The following is a 19,870-nucleotide window of genomic DNA, read 5'->3' on the forward strand; positions in this document are numbered from 1 at the left end:
CACGCAAGGGAGCAATCCGGATATAAAATTTGCGGCGCACTTTTTTATATCCGCGGAAGCTCCGGCTAAAACGAGGGAACGGCGGAGAGAAGCTTGCGGGTGTATTCGTGCTGCGGATGGTCGATCACGTCGGCAACATCGCCCATCTCGACGATTTCGCCGTTGTACATCACGGCGACGCGGTCGCAGATATTGCGCACCACGGCCAAGTCATGGCTGACAAACAGAAACGCCAAGCCACGGTCTGTACGCAGTTTCCCCAATAGTTGGAGGATTTCCGCCTGCACGGAAACGTCGAGTGCAGATACGGGTTCGTCGGCCACCAGCAGATCCGGCTTCAATGCCAATGCGCGGGCGATGCAGATGCGCTGGCGCTGACCGCCGCTGAATTCGTGGGGATATCGCCAAGCCCATTCACGGTTCAGGCCGACAGAATCAAAAAGCTCGGATACCCGTTCGCGGCGTTCGGCCTTGTTTTTGCCAATGCGGTGCACTTCCAAAACATCGACAATGGCATTGCCCACTTTCATACGCGGATTGAGCGAACCGTACGGGTCCTGGAAGACCATCTGCACTTCCTGCCGATAGTCCTTCAGGGCTTTCCCCTTAAGCAGCGAAACGTTGTCGCCGTTGAAAACCATCTTACCAGAGGATGGATCGGTCAGCCGGACAATGGCTTTGCCGAGCGAGCTTTTCCCGCAGCCGCTTTCTCCAACGAGTCCGAAGATTTCACCGGACTTGATATTAAACGTCACGTCCTTCACAGCATGCACTGAATCTTTGCCGTGTCCATAAATGACATTCAATTTTTCGACTGTAAGTAACTGTTTCACTCATTAGGGGTCAGTCCTATGAAATGATGTTTTAACATCATTTCATAGGACTGACCCCTCCTCCTTTTGCTGGGTGCAGGCGCGGGACGGCGGCCATGAGTTGCTTGGTGTAGTCGTGTTGCGGATCGTCAAGCACCTGGCGCGTTTGCCCCTCTTCGACAATCTTTCCTTTTTTCATGACGCAGACGTGGTCGGCGAGGTCGGAGACGATGCCGAAGTTGTGGGTGATCATGAGAACGGACAGGTTCACTTTCTTGCTGAGCTCGGCGAGCAGATTGAGAATCTCGCGTTGCACAGTTACATCAAGCGCCGTGGTGGGTTCGTCTGCCACAAGCAGCTCGGGCGAGCAAGCCAGCGCCATAGCGATCATGCAGCGCTGCAACTGCCCCCCGCTCATCTGATGCGGATAAGCCGTCGCCAAGCGGTCGGGTAGATACACGAGATCGAGCAAATGGCTGATCTCGACTTTGCGGTCGATGCCCTTGCGATGGAGCTTCAACGCCTCTTCAATCTGCCAGCCAATCGTGTAGACCGGATTGAACGAAACCATCGGCTCCTGGAAAATATATGAAATTTGGCTGCCGCGGATGCCGCGTAGTTCGCGGTCGGAAAGCGAAAGCATGTTTTGGCCGCCGAACATGACCTGCCCGCCTTCGAAGCGCGCGGCGCGCGGCGTGAGCTTGGTGATCGACAGCGCGCTGATGCTCTTGCCGCTGCCGCTTTCGCCGACCAGCGCCAGCGTTTCGCCGTGCCCGACGACAAATGAAACATCATCGACCGCCTTGACGGTTTCGTCGCCGTGGCCGAAATGCACGCTCAGGTTCTGTACCTCTAGAATGTTATCTGCAGTTGTCATGCTTGTTTAAACACTCGTTCGCTACGCTCTCTAAAAACATGAAGCTCACGAAGATCAGATTCGTGTTGCTTAGTGCTCTTCGAGCTTTTGTGTTTTAGTACCCGATTAATCATTTAGGCGTGGATCCAAAGCGTCGCGCAGGGCGTCGCCCAACAGGTTGAAGGCCAGCACCAACAGAAATACAGCCAGCGTTACGAAGGTCATTTCCCACCATATGCCCTGCCATAGACGCATGCGGGCACTGTTGATCATGAGCCCCCAAGAGGGTTGGTCCTGCACGCCGATGCCAAGGAAGCTCAGGAAAACCTCGGTGCCAACTGCCGCCGGAAAGCGCAGCGTGAACGTTACGATGATGACGTGCATGACGTTGGGCAGGATGTGGCGGAAGATGATGCGGCCGGAGCTGAGGCCGAGCGCCTGGGCGGCCAGCACATAGGTCTGCCCCTTGTGCTTGATGACCTCGCCGCGCATGAGGCGGCAGATGCCCACCCAGGTGGTCAGGCCTATGCCAAGGTAGATGCCGAGCAGCCCCTTTCCCACGACCATGGCGATGGCCAAGATGAAGAGCAGTCCGGGCATGGAGGCAAAGGTGGAATAGAGCCAGACGACAAAGTCATCCACCTTGCCGCCGAAATACCCCGCGATGCATCCGAAGAAGACCCCGATCGGAATGGCGATGAGCGAGGTAATGATGCCGACCTTGTAGGCGATGCTCACGCCTTGCACCAGCCGGGCCATGACATCGCGCCCGAGTCCGTCTGTACCCATCCAATGCTTGGAAGACGGCGCCTTGAAGGCCATGTCGAGGTCGGTGTTTTGATAGGCGGGCGTAGTGTCCTTGATGTCGTGGTAGCGGTAGAGCACCTCGCCATAAACGGCGAGCACCGTAAAGAGCACCACCAGCGAAAGGCATGCCATGGCAATGCGGTTTTTCTTCAACCGTTGCCAGGCGTCGCCCCATAAACTCTGATTTCGCTCCATATTCATTCCGCTAAAATCCTAATTTCCAATATCTAAATCCTAAACAACCCCAAATCAACGGAACCCAAAGGCTCCAAAACAGCTGCCGTTGCCACCCCTGCATCACTTTGTTCATTTGTGTTTGTTTAGGATTTATAGCTTCGTTATTTCAATTTCACCCTTGGGTCGGCCACCGCGTAGCAAATGTCGGTTAAAAGGTTCGAGACCACGAAAAGCAGTGCGCCAATCAAGACGAGTGCCCGGACAACATCGATATCGGACGAAAGGATGGCATTGATGCCCAGATAGCCGAGGCCGGGAATGCCGAAGAAACTTTCGAGCAGCAACGAACCGGTGTATAGGAACGGAATGGCGATCACAACATTGGTGATGATCGGGATCATGGCGTTCTTGAGGACATGCACGAACAGGACGCGCGGTTTGGAAACGCCTTTGGCGAAGGCGGTGCGCACATAGTCCTTGTACATTTCATCAAGCATCACCGTGCGGTAGAAGCGGATGTTGGAGCCGAGGCCGCTGACGACCCCGATGAGAACCGGCAATGCGAGATAGCGGGCCGACTCATAGCCCCACACGGGGAACATGCCGTGCTTGTAGGCGAGGATATACTGCCCCGCCACAATGTAGACGAGATAGTTGATGCTCATGAGCGCCACGGAAAACATAACGAGAAAGCGGTCGATGAAGGTGTCGCGAAAAAAGGCGCATACCAACGAAAGGCTGATCGAGACCACCACCCCGATAAAAAAGATCGGTATCGTTAGCGAGAGCGAAGGAAGGATCCCGTCGGCCAGCAGTTTGGAAACCGGCTGGTGAAGGCTTTCGGAAGTGCCCAGGTCGCCCCGCATCAACTGCTTCACATAATAGAGCAACTGGGAGTCGAAGGGGTTTTTGACGACCCTTCGAAGCTTCAATCGACGGATTTCAAGCGTATCCTTTTCGGTCGAAAAACCGCCGTCTTCCATTCCTTGGAAACGGATTTTTTCGGTTTTCCAATCCTTGGAAGCCAGCTCCCGCCCCGCCAGCGTTCCGGCGCCTCGGAAGGAGATGGTCCATTCGAAATCATTGTCAGGATTGAGTTTAAAGGCAATCGGGCTGAATGCAGACTTCGGCTGGAGCATCACGGCTGCGGATTCGGCGGAATAGACCGCATTGCTCCACGTGCGCCAGCGCCCCGCCCCTTCAGAAAAATCCTGATCTTCATAGGCGCGGCTTTTTGCGCGGGTTCCGAAAAACAGGGGTTTGTTGAGTCCGCGCTGCTCGTCGAAGCTTTCCATGGATTGAAGGGATACTTTCTTTCCCATAGCAATGGCGGCCAGATCGCCACCCACCACATTGAAGAGCACAAACGTGAGCAGAATGACGCCCACCACGGTCGGCAGCATTTGCAAAATTCGCTTGAGAATATATTTCAACATGCGCTAGTTCCGCCCTGACATGTTCAGTTTTACATCGCCATACGACTCGATCCACTTTTGGCGGACCTCTGAATTAATGCGCCGGTACTTGCCCATTCCGTAGGGATAGTCGTGCGGAAGGTAGTTTTCGACCCAGCTGTGCTTGAGCGCAAAGCTCATGGGCTGGAACATAAAGATCCACGGCGAATCCTCGACGATAATGTTCGCCATCTTTTCGTAGATTTCAGTCCGCTCCGGCGAATCCTGCATCGTTCGGATCTGTTCGTAAAAGCGGTCGATTTCGGCATTGCGGTAGTTGGAATGATTGGGGCCCGGCGACTCGTTTTTGCTGTAGAAAAGCTGCAGAAAGTTTTCCGCATCGGGGTAGTCGGCCACCCAGGCCAAGCGGAACAACTGCCCCTGGCGGCGGTTCATCTTTTCGATAAAGGCCGGCCAGGTGTTGTAGTTGGCCTTCAAAACCACACCGATTTTCTGAAACATATCAGCCATCAGCTCCATCGACTGCCGCGTGTTTGTATCGGCGCTTCCCATCTCAACCGACAATTCCAGTCGGCGCCCGGTTTTGCTGTCGATCCCCTCGGGATATCCAGCCTCAGCCAGCAGCTTCCTCGCCTTGTCCAGATTATAGCGGTATGGCGACGGCTTCTCCAGACAGCCCGCCAACGGCGTGGGAATGGGCCCGTCGATCGGATAGTAGCGATTGTTCATGAACTGGTTCATCAGATCGAATTCGTAGGCGCAGCTCAGTGCCTGCCGAAGCTTCCGGTTGCGCAGGTCCTGCCCGGAATCATCGCTTTCGCCAACCATAGCATCGTCCCAATTGAACCCCATGTAGTAGACGGCGGTATACGGAGATGAGATCAGTTCGATGCCGCGCTGTTCCAGCGATTCGTTCAAGCTTTTATCGGGGGTGACCACGACATCCCAGTTGTCCGGAGAAATGATGGATGACCCGAGCTGTCCGGACAGGAACATCATCCAGGAGGTGCTGGTGTCGTCGACCACATACTGGACAACGCGGTCAATGAATGGAATCGGCTTCCCCGCATCTTTCAACAGCCCGGCAGCCTTCTGCTCGAGAGTGCCTGTTTCCGGGTATGTTTCAATGCGCCCGGTTTCGGCCCACTTGGGGTTCCGGACAAACTCAATGCGCGAATTGCGCCGCCATTCGACGAGCTTGTACGGCCCGGTGCCGACCGGATGGTTCACAAACTTATTTCCATAAAATTCTACCGCTTCGCGGGGCACGGCAAACGCGTAGTGCATGGCCAGCACGTAGAGCAGCTGCGGATAGGGCTCGGTCAACACGATTTCAAGCGTATGGCTGTCCACCACATGAAGCCCTTCCACATCCATGTCGTAATCCGAGGGTTCAGGCTTCATGGAAGCCTCATGGAAAATATTGATGCCCTTTATCCGGCGGTTGTATGCCCAGAACCCGGAAGAAACATTCTTCACGTCGGCCACACGCTTGATTGAATAGGCAAAGTCCTCGGCGACGAGTTCGCGCCCTTTTCCATCCAGGAAGCAGGGATCGTCCTGAAAATAGATGCCCTTTCGGATCTTAAAGGTATAGGTCAGTCCGTCGGCCGAAACCTCGGGCATGGACTCCGCCAGCAGCGGCACCACTTTGTAGGGGCGCGCAAGATAGTCGTATTCCAACAGGCCTTCGTAGATGCGCGCAATCGCCAGCGACGACGAAACTTCTCCGGCTGAAGCGGGATCAAGTCCACGGATGCGCGATGTCTGGGAATAGGAAACGGTTTCGCCGTTTCCAATGGCTGGATCTTTTTCCGCGCCTCCGCATCCGGACAGCAGGAAACTCCCCAAAACAGCCAGCAGGCCACTTATGAAGAGTTTATGATCTGGGACATAAAATCTCATGCCGGATGCACGGATCTGAGACTACATATCCTCAGATTGTGCCGCCGGAACTTCAACGACCGGCGCAACATCCACTGCGGTCGTATCCAGTTCGAGCGGCGCCTGCATCGCCTGCCCTTGGGGCATCAGCGGTGCGGCGGAATCCATCAAAGTACTGTCCTGCTGGGAAAATAAAATGCCCAGAACCAAGGTGCTGGCCATGAACACTACTCCAATGACCACCGTGATCTTGGAAAGAACATTGCCGGCACGCGCACCGAAAAGCGACTCGCCGGCACCAGCGCCAAACGCCAATCCCAGGCCTTCGCTTTTTGACTTCTGCAGCAGCACGAGGCCGATCAACAGCAGGCAGCAGAGCACTTCAACCACAACAAACAGAGTTTTGATAAAAATCATAATGAATCCTTTATTAGTTTACAGTGCGGCTTTAACGATGGCCGCGAAAGAAGTCGCGTCCAGCGCAGCGCCACCAATCAAGCCGCCGTCAATGTCGGGCTGCGAAAGCAGCTCGGGGGCATTGGCGGCCTTCATGCTACCGCCGTATTGAATGCGCACCGCGTCGGCCGCTTCCGCGCCAACCATGTCCTTAACGATGCCACGAATGAACGCGTGCACTTCCTGCGCCTGGGCGGAGGTTGCCACCTTGCCGGTGCCGATGGCCCAAACGGGCTCGTATGCAATAACCAGCTCGGTGTAGGCCGAAGCAGGAACGTCTTTCAGGCCTTCGCGAACCTGGACCTCAACCACCTTCTCGGTGTTGCCGTTTTCGCGGTCTTCCAGCTTTTCACCCACGCAGAGGATTGGGCGAAGATTTTTTTCAAGGGCCTTAATGACCTTTTTGTTAACCCAAAAATCGTTTTCCTTGTAGTACTCGCGGCGTTCGCTGTGGCCAAGAATGACGTAGCGAACGAAGAGTTCCTTCAGCATGCCGTGGGAGATTTCGCCGGTGTAGGCGCCGTCTTCTTCGGAGCTCATGTTTTGCGAGCCCACGTTGATAAGGGTTTCCGAAACCACGTCGCTAACGGATTTAAGAGCGGTGAACGGAGGGCAAAGAACCACGTCTACTTCTTTGCAGTCAGCCAGTTCAAGCTTAACATTGTTGGCGAGTTCGACGGCGTCTGCGACGGTCTTGTTCATCTTCCAGTTTCCGGCAATAATTTTCTTTCTCATCAAGTTCTCCATTTAATTGGGTAAAATACGGTTTTTCCACAAAAATAAGCAGAGAACTTACCGAAAGGCTCCCCGCTAGGCAACGCCCAAAACACAGAAAAAGGCGGTCGGATGCTACGCAAAATCAACGCCGTCAAGAATCGGCACAATATCGGCGGTGTTCTTCTCTTCGGTGGCATCGAACAGCCCGCCTAGTTCGCTCACGGATTGCGTGGCCTTCCAGCGATTGAAGCTTTCCAAGGTTGCGCCCCGCCCAATCAGGTATTGCCCCACCGGATTGGACGCCATGTCGAAGTCCGGTTCATGGATGGCGCGCTCCACAAAACCCTCAAACGGCCCAGCGCTGCCATGTACAAAATTGTCTCGACCGGGGAACTCGACCGGATATTCCGAATAAAGCTGTCCGCGGAGGCTTTCCGGCACGGCGTTGCTGGCATTCGTTGCCCCCAGTATCTTTTTGCGGAAATCAGCCCACGAAACCTGCCCGGGATCAAATTCAACCACGTAGTAGTCGATCTCGGTGGCCTCATCATAAAGATTGGCCTCCATCGAAGGATAAAATGCATTGATGCAGTAAGCGTCCAGTTTTTCAATATAAGCCATAATCAGCCCGTCCTGAATTTTTGCGGTCTTTCCGTGAACAAACAGGCCGTTCCATAGGTCAAACAGCTCATGGACATCCAATCCGTTGTTTGCCAGCAGCTCCGCCGTGCCCATGATGCGTTTGGCAGCCACCTCATCATCCCAGCTTTTTCCGAAAGCGGCCTCAAACTTGGCCTTCCCTTCGTCCGACACGCCTAAATCGGCGGGGGTGGCGGCGCATGCAGCTTTGCTGTACATGAGATAGTGCTTCTTTATGACTTCGCGCGTCGCCAGCTCTGGGCCGGTCACCTTTTGGCTCAATACAAAGCTGAAGCCCTTGGCTTCGAAGAAGCTCCGCGCCAGCTCGTCCAGTTGGCACGCGGTGAGATCAATGCCCAAATGATGAACAGGTTTTGTGAAAATAACAGCTTGGTTGACAGACATGCAAATCTCCAAAAGTTGAATTGTTTATCAGATTACCCTGTGTATTCGTGCAAACCAAGCCGAAGCCAGCGTTTTTTACACCCGGAATCTGGAATAATTCCAATTGGAACAGGAACAAAAAAGCCAACCGATCGAGCAACTGAGGGGAATTGCCATCCCTCGGCTCTCACACCACCGGATGTACGGATCACGTATCACGGCGGTTCCGAATGATCATGCTGTTCTGGTTCTCAGCAACGTTTCGAACAGGTTTACCAGTCCGAGACTGGTCGAAGTATTTCTTCCTGAATGCGTCGTTCATGTGAGAAGCACCGCTGTTCCACCGCGGCCCTCGACCGTTATAGGCGGACTTGCGGATCCTCTCTTCGGCAAGTCCGCGGACGCTCATCCGCACCGATCACCCGTGCGGCGCTTTCTCTATGGAAACACGGAGTGGATTTTGAAAAAGCAGGTCGAGTTGGTCGAGCTAATGGTGGAGTCCAGATTGGTTTCGGTTCCGCTTGAAACCGCGCCATGCTGTGTCCACTGATTCCCGATGAGATCTTCCGTGCCCCAAACCGAATAGGACCGATTCGTGACCGTTGACCAGCGGAGGTAGGTCTGGTCCGTTGGCAGCGGGTTGAACGAGATCAGCTGAAAGACGCTGTTGGAATCCGCCGGATTCGTTCCGGCCCAAAACTCCGCCGTATCGGTTGCGCCATCCTGGTCGAGATCTCCAGCTTCGCCGAGGGTGGTTAATGTTCCGAACTCACGCAGTTCCCATTCATCCGTGATCCCATCGTTATCCGTGTCCGGCCCAATGGCGGTTAAAAGAAGATGCGGCGCGAAGGCCCCGCCATCCGCTTCGCGGCTTTTCAATAATCCGGCGTCTGCATTGCTCGTCTCATCGAGCGCGACACTAAAGATGCCGTTGCTCTGGATATATGCTGTTAGATCAAACTCAATCCACCCTGTTGCGGGAGTGGACCCGCTGGCGAGCAGGCTCCCGAAACCGGGCATAAAGCTGTTCCATGTTACGTTGGTTTCAGACCAATTGTTATCGATGGCGTAGACGTTAATCGGATCGAACTCGCTGATGGAGTAAACGCGCAGCATGGCTTTCCCAAAGAGAGGTTCATCTGTTAGGTCAAATTTCAACAGAGGAATTCGGCTGTAGCTATGATCTTGCGAACGAATAGCGAGCGTTGTGGTCGTTCCATAGTTATCGGTCGAATAGAACTTGTGAATGAAGGTGTCTTCAATGGCGGCACTTTGGATGGGGTCGAAAAAGCCATCATTGTCGAGATCGGGGTCGGCATTGTCGCCAAGGCCGTCGCCATCGGTATCGGCTGTTTCCGTAGAATCTTTCGGGAAGGCATCGAGCGAGTCAACGACTCCGTCCCCATCATCATCGTTGTCGAGGTGATCGGGAATGTTATCGCCGTCCGTATCGCGGAGGGCCGCTCGGAGAACCATATCCGAATGATTTCCGGCGAGTCCATAGAGCGATCCCGAGGTGTTGCTGCTCAAAATCCCGACGGCATCCTGCCCGGACTGGGAGGTAATTGCATAACGCACTTGTACATCAATGTTTGTAATTCCCTGATAGGCTGCGCCGGACAGATCAAGCTGCAATGTGGAGGTCAATGTTTCTGTTGTGCTTAAGGTGACCACATTGCTGGCAGCCTCGACATAGGTTCCGCCTGGAACCCGGGTGTAGACGCTTAACGTATGTTCATCCGCTCCGTTGTACGTATAGGCAAACCAATCCAGACTCAGGGTCGAAAATTCAAAGTCGGAGCCGGGGTCTGCGGAGACGGAAAACTCGGCAATCGCCAGGCCGTTTTGGCTCATAGACAGATTGTTAATGCTGGCCAAGGTTGAATTATTGGTGAGGAGATTGAGATCGATTGCGGGATGCTGCGTGGCATCCAGCATTGATGCGACTGAATTGGTATCCGAATCGGTGGAGTCCAAACTTCCGTTGAGAAACCGATAGCGGGCGACTTCCCGGGTGAAGTTTAATACTTCGAGGTCTTTTAAGGGGGACAGATCGTTGCGAGAGAGCAACGAGGCCTCTTCCTCGCTCAGCTCGCGATTGTAAATGTGTATTTCATCGAGGAAGCCATTGAAATACGCATCGGAAATCGTTGCGGAGGATGCGCCTTGCCAAACAAGGGAGAGGTCGTCCGATCCTCCGAAGGTGGTGCGGAAGGAGGCGTCACCGACGGTTGAGAAAGGAATGGCGGAGTGCGTACTTCCAATCCGCAGGTTATTGCGGAAGAGATGTCCGGAGAGTTCTCCGCCGGCCCCGTCAAAGCGCAGGGTGACCGCATGCCAGTTCGATTCCAAAGCGGTCCCGAGCTCCACAAAGTGCTCTTGTCCGGCAGACCAGGCTCCCAGCCAAATCGCGGCGTCGTTGAGATAAATCGTTAACCCGCTATCCGCCCCGCCCTCTTTATAGAGGACTTGATAGCCGTTGGGCTCAACGGGATAGAATCGGAGGTGAATGGATCGTTGCGCAGCGGGGCCGAAGTCGGTGGTTGGGATGTCTAAAAATTTGCCGGCACCATTAAGATATAACCGCGCATCGGCGACAGACGGATTGCCGATCAGCGCCGCATCGTTGTCGCTTCCCTGGGTGGAGGTATCGGAGACGGAAGATCCTGTGGCCTCGCTAAAGGTGTAGGCGGCGATATGGCCCTGATCATGAATGAACGGCATCGGATCAACGTCGCCGGTTAGATTGTCCGCATCGCAATCGTATTTAGTGGACTGCAGCGGCCAAGTTCCTGCACTGATTTCATCCGCGGTAATGGTTCCATCATTATCCTGGTCAGCTAACTGCTCGATCGCCAGATAGTTCCGCTGATGCGGATCCATTCGCAGGATCCGCTCCCATACGGGTGGAATTCCATCATTGTCCTGGCTGATTTCGGCATCCGAGGGATCATTGATGTCAAACAAATGGGAATCGGTCAGCGGGTGGCCGTTTTCCCAGTCGACCACAAAATTCAACTCCCACGCGTTGCCCATTCCGTCGCCGTCAAAATCGGCATTCTGGCCTAAGTCCCGACGGACAAACCCGTCTGAAAGATAGCCGGACAAATGCCCGTCAAACGCATTGGTCGGGTTTAAGCTGGCCTGCGTACACTCATGGGTATCGAGAATGTTATCTCCATCGGAATCGGACTCATAGGGGTTGGTCCCATACAGATTAATTTCATCGTCGGTTGAAATCAGGTCTCCGTCCGGGTCGCTCGGATCGACGGTTCCTGTGCGGTTGACCGCTTCAAGAAGAGCTTGCCGCGCCGGTCGAGGGCCGCCTCCGTTTTCTTCAAACCAAAGGGGCATATGCAGCCAGGTTACCGAGGCGGGCAGCGCGTCGCATTTGCTGTGAATATAATCCACATAGTCGATTCGGTTGCGGATGTACTCGACCCCGCCATAGGCGCCGACCGCACTCAGCAGCAAGGGAACCCCTTCTGTATCCGAAAAAGATTTTGCAACCGTGAACTGATAATCCAAAAGGTCCTTGCTCGCTTGGGTCTGCCAGCTGGCTCCGCCGGCAAACCTGCGGTGAAAGTCCGCAAACCAATAGAGTCCCGAATCGGTATAGGGGAAACTCATATAACTGAGCCTCTCCGCCCAATTTATTTTCGGGGGCGTATAGATGAGCAGACGGCTGGGATCTTGCGGCCGCAAATAGGTTGTGACGTCATCGTAGAGTGCATCCAGTCGACCGGCATCGCTGACAAAGGTGTTGCCGGCGGTTTCAAGAAATAGGTGATAAGCCAGACGATGAGAGCGATGGGCGTAGCGATCTGCAGTGACTTGCCACCACTGCAACATTTCCGCGTGGTATGCAACAGCATCATCGGGATCGGCATCGGATTCGTCGGAGTTTCCGATATGACAATACAGTCCATGTCGTAACGCCTGCTCGATCCAGCGGTCCAGCAGGTCGTAAAAGTGCGGTTCATTCCAAGGGAGAATACCCAGACTCCGATTTTGCCCAATGTGCATCCGGATATGTTTAAAGCCGGCCTTCTTCAGCTGAATCAGGTCCGTTTCAGGAATGGAGGTCGTGGTTAACTCCCGCGCTTCAACAATTATGCCGTGTTTCATATTGGCCTGATAAATCGCGGGGAGAATCGGATCGTCTGGCGCGGCGGAGAGGGTTCCCGCCTGTAGACCGCAGGTGTGGGTGAGGGTTCCAGAGGCATCCACCATCGTGATCTGAATCCATTGGTTGGTCGGCTCCATGAAAAAATAGAGGTCTTCCAGAAAGTCCTGCGCCGGGGCGGCGATCCATGCTGCGCTGTCCGGGACACCCCCTTGAACCAACAGCTTATAGGTGTAGCTGACCGCGGGAGCGGCGGCGGTCGCCTCAATACGAATATGATCCGAGCTGATCAGCGACGGCGCAACCACGGCCGTCACATTTGAACCGCCCCGGTCTACCACTGAAATTCCGCGCGGAGGCTCCACGGTCAGAACCGTAAGTCTTTCGAGATTGAATGAATCGGTTCGTGAATCGGAAGGGTCCGCTCCGGAAACCAGCCCCCGGATCGTCAGCGTCGATCCCTCCAGCAGTACAACACCTGCATCAAAGGTATAATCGCTGCTGTTGGTCACCACACTGCTGTTCCAGGACAGTTCGTATAAATCCAGACTCGTGATCGCCTGTAAATCAAGCGCCTTGAGTTCAACGTCTTGATTGAATCGCAGCGAGATCGATTCACCGGGATTGATCGAGGCAGATCGTCCGCCATCCACGCCGACGCGAACGCCGGCATTAAAGATCCCGGGCGCAGTCCCGTTGGTTTGGGTAACCTCTTCGGCGGTCAGGATCAATCCGGTATCCGGATTCGACACACTGGCGCCCGCGCCTAGATTATCGAAGGTGCCGTTCCCTGAAGAGCTGGAACCCGTCGTCAAGTTCGTGTGATCTCCTGTCCACCCGACAAGACTGGTGGCCCCGGCATGAGGAGCGGCAGTCAAGGTTCCACCAAACTGAACCACCTCCGCCGCCTGACTACCCAACGCAAGCGTGGAGAATAATAAAAGAGTGATCCTTATAAGTTTCATGAGAGAAACGCTCCGACTATTTCTTGGTGTGAAAGTCAATTATGTGATGAAGCGATTAAACAGTGCTTTTCAAGCTATACGAGTACATTTCATCAAGTATATTTGCTATATATCATATACATATCATATACATAATTTAAGGCAGGGATTTTGTCAAGGTAGGGGGCCTACCCTCTCGGGACGATCCCTCAAACGAGAAAACAGCAGCCTCATAATCTCCACGAGCTTGCGATTGATCATTTTCGCAATAAAATTAATACCAAAGGCATGGCTCACAATAGCCGCGTTTCTTTGCGACCGAATGCGCGCCCTCTGCAAATGATTGCACACGAACATCGACCAAATCGAGGAACGCCCCGCAACGCCTAAGGTGAAATTCCGCAGAAATAAGACAGGAACCAAAAAAAGGTCTGGATGAATTAACCATCGAGACCCCTCTTAAAACAACTACCTGCGCGCGTCTAGATCATGAAACGACGACGGATAAACAGGATGCCCGCGCCAAATGCGGCAACCAGACCCAGCGTGGCCGGCTCCGGGATGACTTCAGCGAATCCTGCAGCGAGAAACGAACCATTAGAGCTCCTGTCAATAGCGTCACTGTTCGTAAAGCTCCATGCGATGTCATAGGATGTTCCACTCGCTATGTTTGTGCTGGCGGAAAAACGCTGATTGCTTCCTGTATCGTCTGCGTCAAGGTTTACTGAATCGCCAGATACGATACGCAGGTGAGACGCGCCACCGATCACAGCGATCTCACCGTAGAGCGGATTCGTAGTCCAGCCCAGAGAATTGTTCACAGTGAGAGATGCACCACCGGCCAGGCCAGCATAAGTCGCCTCATCACCATCAAGGAAAGCAACGTCTCCTTGATTAGAAGATAGAAGATAGATTCCGTTACGGTCAGCGACAGTTCCGTTACCGGTCACAAGGAAGTCATAGGTTCCAGCAGTGTCGATAACCGCATAAGACATCCATGCGGCCGGGTTCGGGTTTGTTTCGGTTGTCCACGAGTTAATCGCGGTAAACGTCTCGGCGGAGGTCGAACTGAAGACCGGGCTGTACACGCTCGGTTTTTTGTTGGTTCCGGCGAACATGACAACAACATCACCTTTCGCAACCGTCAGACTCTGCACTGCCTGAAAGGTCCCGCCATCTGCATCATCAATACCGCCCATGAGCGTGTAATCGACCGACAACGATGCAGACGCGCTTCCGGCGACTAAACCAGCTATAGCCAAAATCATCAGTTTTTTCATTTTATTCCCCTTTTATTTCTCTTTCAATCAAAGCTATTGCTTTAGCGAGACAGGCCACCCCCACCCGAACACAATCCTAGCGGGAATTCATCATGTCTATACCATCTCTATATCAGCGTCAACAAATTATTCCTGCTTTTCCGAAAGAACATCATTTACACCCACTTACTTACACCGAAAACTCAAGCAACATATCGATCGCACTAACAGCTATTGATATACAAGTGATTTGGAGGAACCATTCGCGAACACAGAATCCCAAAGAAAAAAAAACCAACAATTCCCCGCACTCAACATCCCTTCGGCGACGCCGACGAAAACCTGCAACCCTGAAAACGGACATGAACCACAGATGAATAGGCATGTGATTCGAATGGCACTTCCTTAAGGGCTCCTATCACACACATAAAACCGCAGTTTTAGGGTAAAAACCAATGCTATTATCTTGATATATATCACGAAGAATGCAAGTATCTTGCATGAATAATACAACACCATTCCTGCCTGGACTTCATCTTCAATCGCTCCGTAAAAAACCGCGCTCTACGGCACAAATAATGGCCGATGAAATGATGCATAAAAAAGACAAATCACTGCTGGGTCTAAAAGCTTGTTTCGGACGTTTCATTCCCGAATGTTTTTTGAAAAACAATGTGAAGGGACATCATAGTCGTCACCGTATTTTCAGCAAGGAAACCACTTTCTGGGCGTTCTTTTCTCAGATTATTGATGCCGATGGGGGCTGTGCTGAAGTCGTTAAAAAACTGAAAACATATCTCGCTTTCAATAGTGATCAGTCGCTGTCCGTTTCCACGGGTTCTTACTGCAAGGCGCGAAAAAAACTAGAGGAGACGGATTTGGTCGAAATCCTCAAACACACCTCAGAGTCGTTTCATGTTAACCTCGACGATCAGCCTCTCGCGGGCCGGCGCGTTATTGTTGTTGATGGAACGGGGTTGAGTATGCCTGACACCTCTGAAAATCAAGACGAATGGCCTCAAATTTCCTCTCAAAAAAAAGGGTGCGGTTTCCCGACAATGCGCCTGCTCGACTGTTTCGATCTCGCGACGGGCGCAATTCTAAGCTATGCAGTCGGAAATAAAAAAAACCATGAACTCCCCTTGCTTCGCCAGCAGGAAGGCACTTTCAAGGAAGGGGATATTTTCCTGGGGGACAAAGGGTTCTGTAGTTTTTATGATGTTGATCGGCTCCGAGAAAAGGGCGTTGACAGTATCATTCCATTAGCGCGTCGAATACCGAAAACGGAACAGACCTGCATCAAAAAGTTGGCGAACAATGATCTCCTGATTCGCTGGGAAAGGCCCGCTTGGTATAAAAAGGCACCCCTCCCGAAAGACGAGTGGAACCAGTTGCCCGAAGAGCTTCTATTGCGTCAAATCAAAGTCGATGTTGAGCAGCCTGGATTCCGAGTGAAAAGCTTTTACATCATCACTACGCTACTCGATCCGCTTATCTATTCAGCAAAGAGTATCGCCGACCTCTACTATCGCAGATGGAGCGTTGAACTCTTTTTTCGCGACCTAAAAACAACCACGAAAATGGATATATTGCGTTGCAAATCCCCCGCGATGATTCGGAAGGAACTGCTCATGTATTTCATCGCCTACAATGCCATTCGTCATTTGATCTATGAGACCGCGCACGCTCATGAAAAAGACCCCATGCGGCTGAGTTATAAAGGCGCACTACAAGCACTCCGGCAGGCGGAAGTATACTTTAATCGAGCCGCGCTTTGCCCATCCGAAATCCTTCGGATACGGGAAAACCTGCTCGATTCGATCCGCACCAATATAATTCCCTTTCGGCCCGGAAGGAGTGAGCCGCGATGCCTTAAAAGAAGACTCAAACCCTATCAACTTTTAACACTGCATCGTCATGAAATGATCGAGATAAAGCATCGGAGTAAATATAATGCCAAAGCAGCTTAAGGAAGTGGCATTCGCATGTGATTCCATTTTCCTATCCAGAGCAAAGGATCACTCCGAAGAGCTTATAGATCCGGCATCAAAAGATTGAGAATTCCATCAGGCGGAACACGGCCCGGAGGACCGTGCTATGCAGAACGGTTCTCCGAGCCGTTTTCCACCGCACAGCTCTCCATTCAAATGAGTCAAATATCAGTCTAAAACCCCAATATTTAACTGATGGAGCAATGTAGCGCCTTGCGAAACAGCATGTCCGCTTCTATCTATCTCACTGGAGGGGCATCGGCCTCAATGCCCCGTCGGCGAGCCCGCCCTACCCTTCATAGCTGTCTAGCGGAACTCAACCTGCAGCCGGATGAAGCGTTGAGCCTCATCCGCCACGGGAACCCGGTTGGTGATGGCCTGATACGCCGAATCCACATCGTTGGATCCCGTGACCGTGTAGCCGGAATTCGCCCAAGCCCCGGAAACCAGATTGGTCGACAGCTTCAGCGTGTACGCGAGCCCGCGGTCGGCGGCATCCGTGCGCTTTACATAGACATAGTCGACATAGTTTGAGCCGTCCTCTGCCAAGGTCTGGGCGGTCGGCCAGTAGCCCGCCACCAAGGCGTTGGTCGGATCGCCGCCAATGGCATATTCGATCAGGTTGTTGGCTTGGTCGGCATCGGGGTTGTCGGTCAGGTTGGTGCTTCCCATTCCGGGGTAGTCCGTCAACCAGAAGGCATAATAGGACTCCGGCGTGACCATGAGACGCTGCTCAGAAAATACCAGATTGTCGATCAGCACCACATCTCCGAGCGCCCAGCTGTTGCCGCCATTGATGGTCTGGACGTGCATTCTGAGATTATCGAGCGTGAACCCGGCAGCAATCGCGTTGGTGACGGCGGTTTCCGCCCCTCCATCAAAACGATAATATGCGATAAACGATCCCATTGCCCCGGCATGATCAAGGTCATACACGGCGCGGACATGCAGATTTGAAAGTGCGCCGGCTCCATCGAGCATCGTGTGCCGAATCGTCGTGTCGCCAATAAGGACCAAACGAAACTGATTATTGGCGATCGCACCATCATAGCGAACCAGCAACGTTCCGTTCTCGGCCAGGGAATTGTCCCGAATGCCGTATCCCAACTGGGCCGTTCCATTGGAGGCCGCCGTATTGGAAAAGTCAGCCAAGACCACGTCATAGCTGATCTGATAGATTCCGTTGGATGCGCCTTCGTAGGAGCTTCCGGAGGTCACTGGTCCTTGGAACGCCCCTTCTGTTACACCATTATATTCCCAACGTTGCATCCCATTGGAAACCACGGCCAAAGGCGAATCGCCCCACGCCAACCCCGTCCCCGTTGTGCTCAATGCCTGAGACAATCCCGACCCGTCCGCCAGCCCCTCGAAATCCCACGCTTCCAAAGCCACCCAGGCGAGGGATGAAACGGGAACCCGTTCATAACGATCCGGATCGAGCGGATACGCGTCGTCCGAGTCGGAATACCCATCGCCATCGGTATCCGCAAGAAACGGGTTGGTGCCGAGCAGAATCTCTTCATTGTTGGACAGCGTATCGGCATCGGACTGGAGCGAGCCATCGATGACCTCGACATCGAGCGTGGCATAGTCGGTCAGCCCGGCACTGTCTTCCACCCGCACGAAAACCTCGTACGATCCCAATCCCGCCAGGGCGCCCGAAAACTCCAGACCGTCCACCCCGCTGTCGGAAACCCATGGAGGGTTGATCCCGGTCAGCGAAAAGGAGAGGGCGTCCTCCGGATTTTGATCGGTTACATACTGTAAAAGGTCGTTGCTGTGCACCATGTCGTCGGAAGCATACACCGTGACGTGTGTGCCCTCGAACTTCGGGGTGAATTCCATGCCGGCGGTAGCGATCGATTTATCCAGCCCGGTGATGGTGCATAATGAAAACGGCGGCAGCACGAGGGTCGATGCCATCGTAAAGTTTGAATAGACCAAATCGCTGTCATTCACGATAAAGGCGTAGAAGCTGGATGCCGTAATCACGGTTACATCGGCGCCGACCGGCCCCAGGATGGAGGTATCGATTTCCTGCACCTGATCAGAAACGTTGCCTATAATGGCACTGGATTCCGTCGCATCACTAAACAGGGTTCCCACCAAGGCGGGATAGGCATCGATCCCCGGCGGGGAAACGATATGCACATTGCCGAACTGGAGCGGCGCAATGCTTTCTTTATCGCGAGACACATGGGCAAGAGCCCGGACCATATGGCCCTGCGCAGTCAGATCGCCCAAAACCGTCGTTAGATCCCCTTGCCCGACATCGATATTCACCTTAGCCAAGGCATCCGGCCCGCCATGATGCATATCGACATATTGCTGCTCGGAAAACATCACCGCTCGTTCATGCGCCATCAAGGCTTGATACAACGTAAATTCAGCCAACCCGTCAGCCCAGGTTCCGGTAAAGGTGTACGGCCGATTATTAATGCCAAACTCCGTGTACCACACGGGCTTGTTCGGCGGAAGATACAGCGCCGGATTACCGAGCTTGTCGATCCACGCATTCTTTGCAACGCCCATCACAACCTGAACGGCATTCGTGTCGTTCACAAAATAATTCCACTGCGCGGTTTGTTCGGCAACATCCGTCGTCTCGGCGTAGCCCAGGTCGATCCCCGAGCCCATATAAAGATGAATCGTAACCGCATCATAGTTGGTGCAGGCCGTAGTTACATCCAGGTTCCAACCCCCGCCGCGCGAGCTCGTCGAAACGTTGCGGGTCAGCGGAAGGGAGCAGATCGCATCGGGAAACTCGGCCTTCATGGCCGTAATCCAGCCATTCATATCCTCGCCGTAGTCGGTGCCGGTCTCCCATCCGTTGGTAACCCCGGCGGGATAGATGTACAGCGTCTCATAATTGGCAGACGTCGGGTCAAACTTGCTGAAATAATACTCGTTGCCCATCTCCACATACTTGACTTCAACCCCTTGGTCACGGGCAATGCCGAGCGCATTGGTGACGTCCGGCATCGTGTCCGTCAGCACATTGAGCATCCATATCATTTTGCCGTCCATCGCATCACTGGCCGGCTTGGTCTGTTCGGGCGGAAAATTGTGAGTCTCCACCGGCTTGGTGAGGTAATGCCCCTCCAGCCAATCAAAATAATTCCCGTATGTCCCGCCGGGGTAGCGCAACAGATTGATCCCCACCTCGATCAGATCGCTTATGTGCTGCGGGTCGAGCCACTGATCCGTGGTGCCCCCGCCAAACTGATCGCGGCCCATCGTCCCATTGGTCCCAATCGCAGTGGGCGGAATCTGACGAACAGGCCCAACCGAGACGGTCTGGAGGCCTTGCGCCGCCAAACTCGTGGCAAACAGAATGGATATAACACACGAAATGTGGATGACTGGCTTCACCATAATAGCGCCCTCTTCCTTACGACTGAAG

The 19,870-nt window shown here is 53.5% G+C and carries 12 protein-coding genes and 1 pseudogene; 1 reads left to right on the top strand and 12 read right to left on the bottom strand.

Annotation, left to right across the window (positions count from 1 at the left end; translation table 11 throughout):
* Window positions 1-65: 65 nt before the first annotated feature.
* The 11 genes and pseudogenes from SCARR_RS24720 to SCARR_RS24770 form a co-directional block, all read right to left on the bottom strand.
* Entirely contained in the window at window positions 66-833 is a 768-nt protein-coding gene (locus tag SCARR_RS24720; protein ID WP_136064876.1) for an ATP-binding cassette domain-containing protein, read from the bottom strand.
* Between the two features lie 37 nt (window positions 834-870).
* Window positions 871-1,689, bottom strand: a complete 819-nt coding sequence (locus tag SCARR_RS24725) for an ATP-binding cassette domain-containing protein (protein ID WP_136064878.1) — start codon at window positions 1,687-1,689, stop codon at window positions 871-873.
* 105 nt (window positions 1,690-1,794) lie between these two features.
* Window positions 1,795-2,676: an ABC transporter permease gene (locus tag SCARR_RS24730; RefSeq protein WP_136064880.1), complete on the bottom strand. Its 882-nt coding sequence runs from the start codon at window positions 2,674-2,676 to the stop codon at window positions 1,795-1,797.
* Window positions 2,677-2,813: 137 nt separating this feature from the next.
* Window positions 2,814-4,088 carry an ABC transporter permease gene (locus SCARR_RS24735; protein WP_136064882.1) on the bottom strand — a complete coding sequence of 425 codons (1,275 nt, stop codon included), beginning with the start codon at window positions 4,086-4,088 and terminating at the stop codon, window positions 2,814-2,816.
* A 3-nt stretch (window positions 4,089-4,091) separates the two neighbouring features.
* Entirely contained in the window at window positions 4,092-5,972 is a 1,881-nt protein-coding gene (locus tag SCARR_RS24740; RefSeq protein ID WP_136064884.1) for an ABC transporter substrate-binding protein, read from the bottom strand.
* 21 nt (window positions 5,973-5,993) lie between these two features.
* On the bottom strand, window positions 5,994-6,368 hold the full coding sequence (gene secG, locus SCARR_RS24745; RefSeq protein ID WP_136064886.1) for a preprotein translocase subunit SecG: 375 nt from the start codon (window positions 6,366-6,368) through the stop codon (window positions 5,994-5,996).
* Between the two features lie 18 nt (window positions 6,369-6,386).
* The gene (gene tpiA, locus SCARR_RS24750; RefSeq protein WP_136064888.1) at window positions 6,387-7,142 is read right to left on the bottom strand and encodes a triose-phosphate isomerase; all 756 of its coding nucleotides are present in this window, start codon (window positions 7,140-7,142) and stop codon (window positions 6,387-6,389) included.
* 114 nt (window positions 7,143-7,256) lie between these two features.
* Entirely contained in the window at window positions 7,257-8,168 is a 912-nt protein-coding gene (locus SCARR_RS24755) for a hypothetical protein (protein WP_136064890.1), read from the bottom strand.
* A gap of 213 nt (window positions 8,169-8,381) precedes the next feature.
* Window positions 8,382-8,544: pseudogene (locus SCARR_RS29405) on the bottom strand (group II intron reverse transcriptase/maturase); the annotation flags it as partial.
* 41 nt (window positions 8,545-8,585) lie between these two features.
* The gene (locus SCARR_RS24765) at window positions 8,586-13,238 is read right to left on the bottom strand and encodes a CBM96 family carbohydrate-binding protein (protein WP_136064892.1); all 4,653 of its coding nucleotides are present in this window, start codon (window positions 13,236-13,238) and stop codon (window positions 8,586-8,588) included.
* A 461-nt stretch (window positions 13,239-13,699) separates the two neighbouring features.
* Window positions 13,700-14,497: a PEP-CTERM sorting domain-containing protein gene (locus SCARR_RS24770; RefSeq protein ID WP_136064894.1), complete on the bottom strand. Its 798-nt coding sequence runs from the start codon at window positions 14,495-14,497 to the stop codon at window positions 13,700-13,702.
* Between the two features lie 479 nt (window positions 14,498-14,976).
* Between SCARR_RS24770 and SCARR_RS24775 the strand changes: the two genes are divergently transcribed.
* On the top strand, window positions 14,977-16,446 hold the full coding sequence (locus tag SCARR_RS24775; protein WP_136064896.1) for an IS4 family transposase: 1,470 nt from the start codon (window positions 14,977-14,979) through the stop codon (window positions 16,444-16,446).
* A 327-nt stretch (window positions 16,447-16,773) separates the two neighbouring features.
* Here SCARR_RS24775 and SCARR_RS24780 read toward each other — a convergent pair whose 3' ends face one another.
* Window positions 16,774-19,842, bottom strand: coding sequence for a hypothetical protein (locus SCARR_RS24780; RefSeq protein ID WP_136064898.1), 3,069 nt, complete (start codon window positions 19,840-19,842; stop codon window positions 16,774-16,776).
* Between the last annotated feature and the right edge of the window lie 28 nt (window positions 19,843-19,870).

It is taken from the genome of Pontiella sulfatireligans, assembly GCF_900890705.1.
In the GTDB taxonomy this organism is placed as follows: Bacteria; Verrucomicrobiota; Kiritimatiellia; order Kiritimatiellales; family Pontiellaceae; genus Pontiella; species Pontiella sulfatireligans.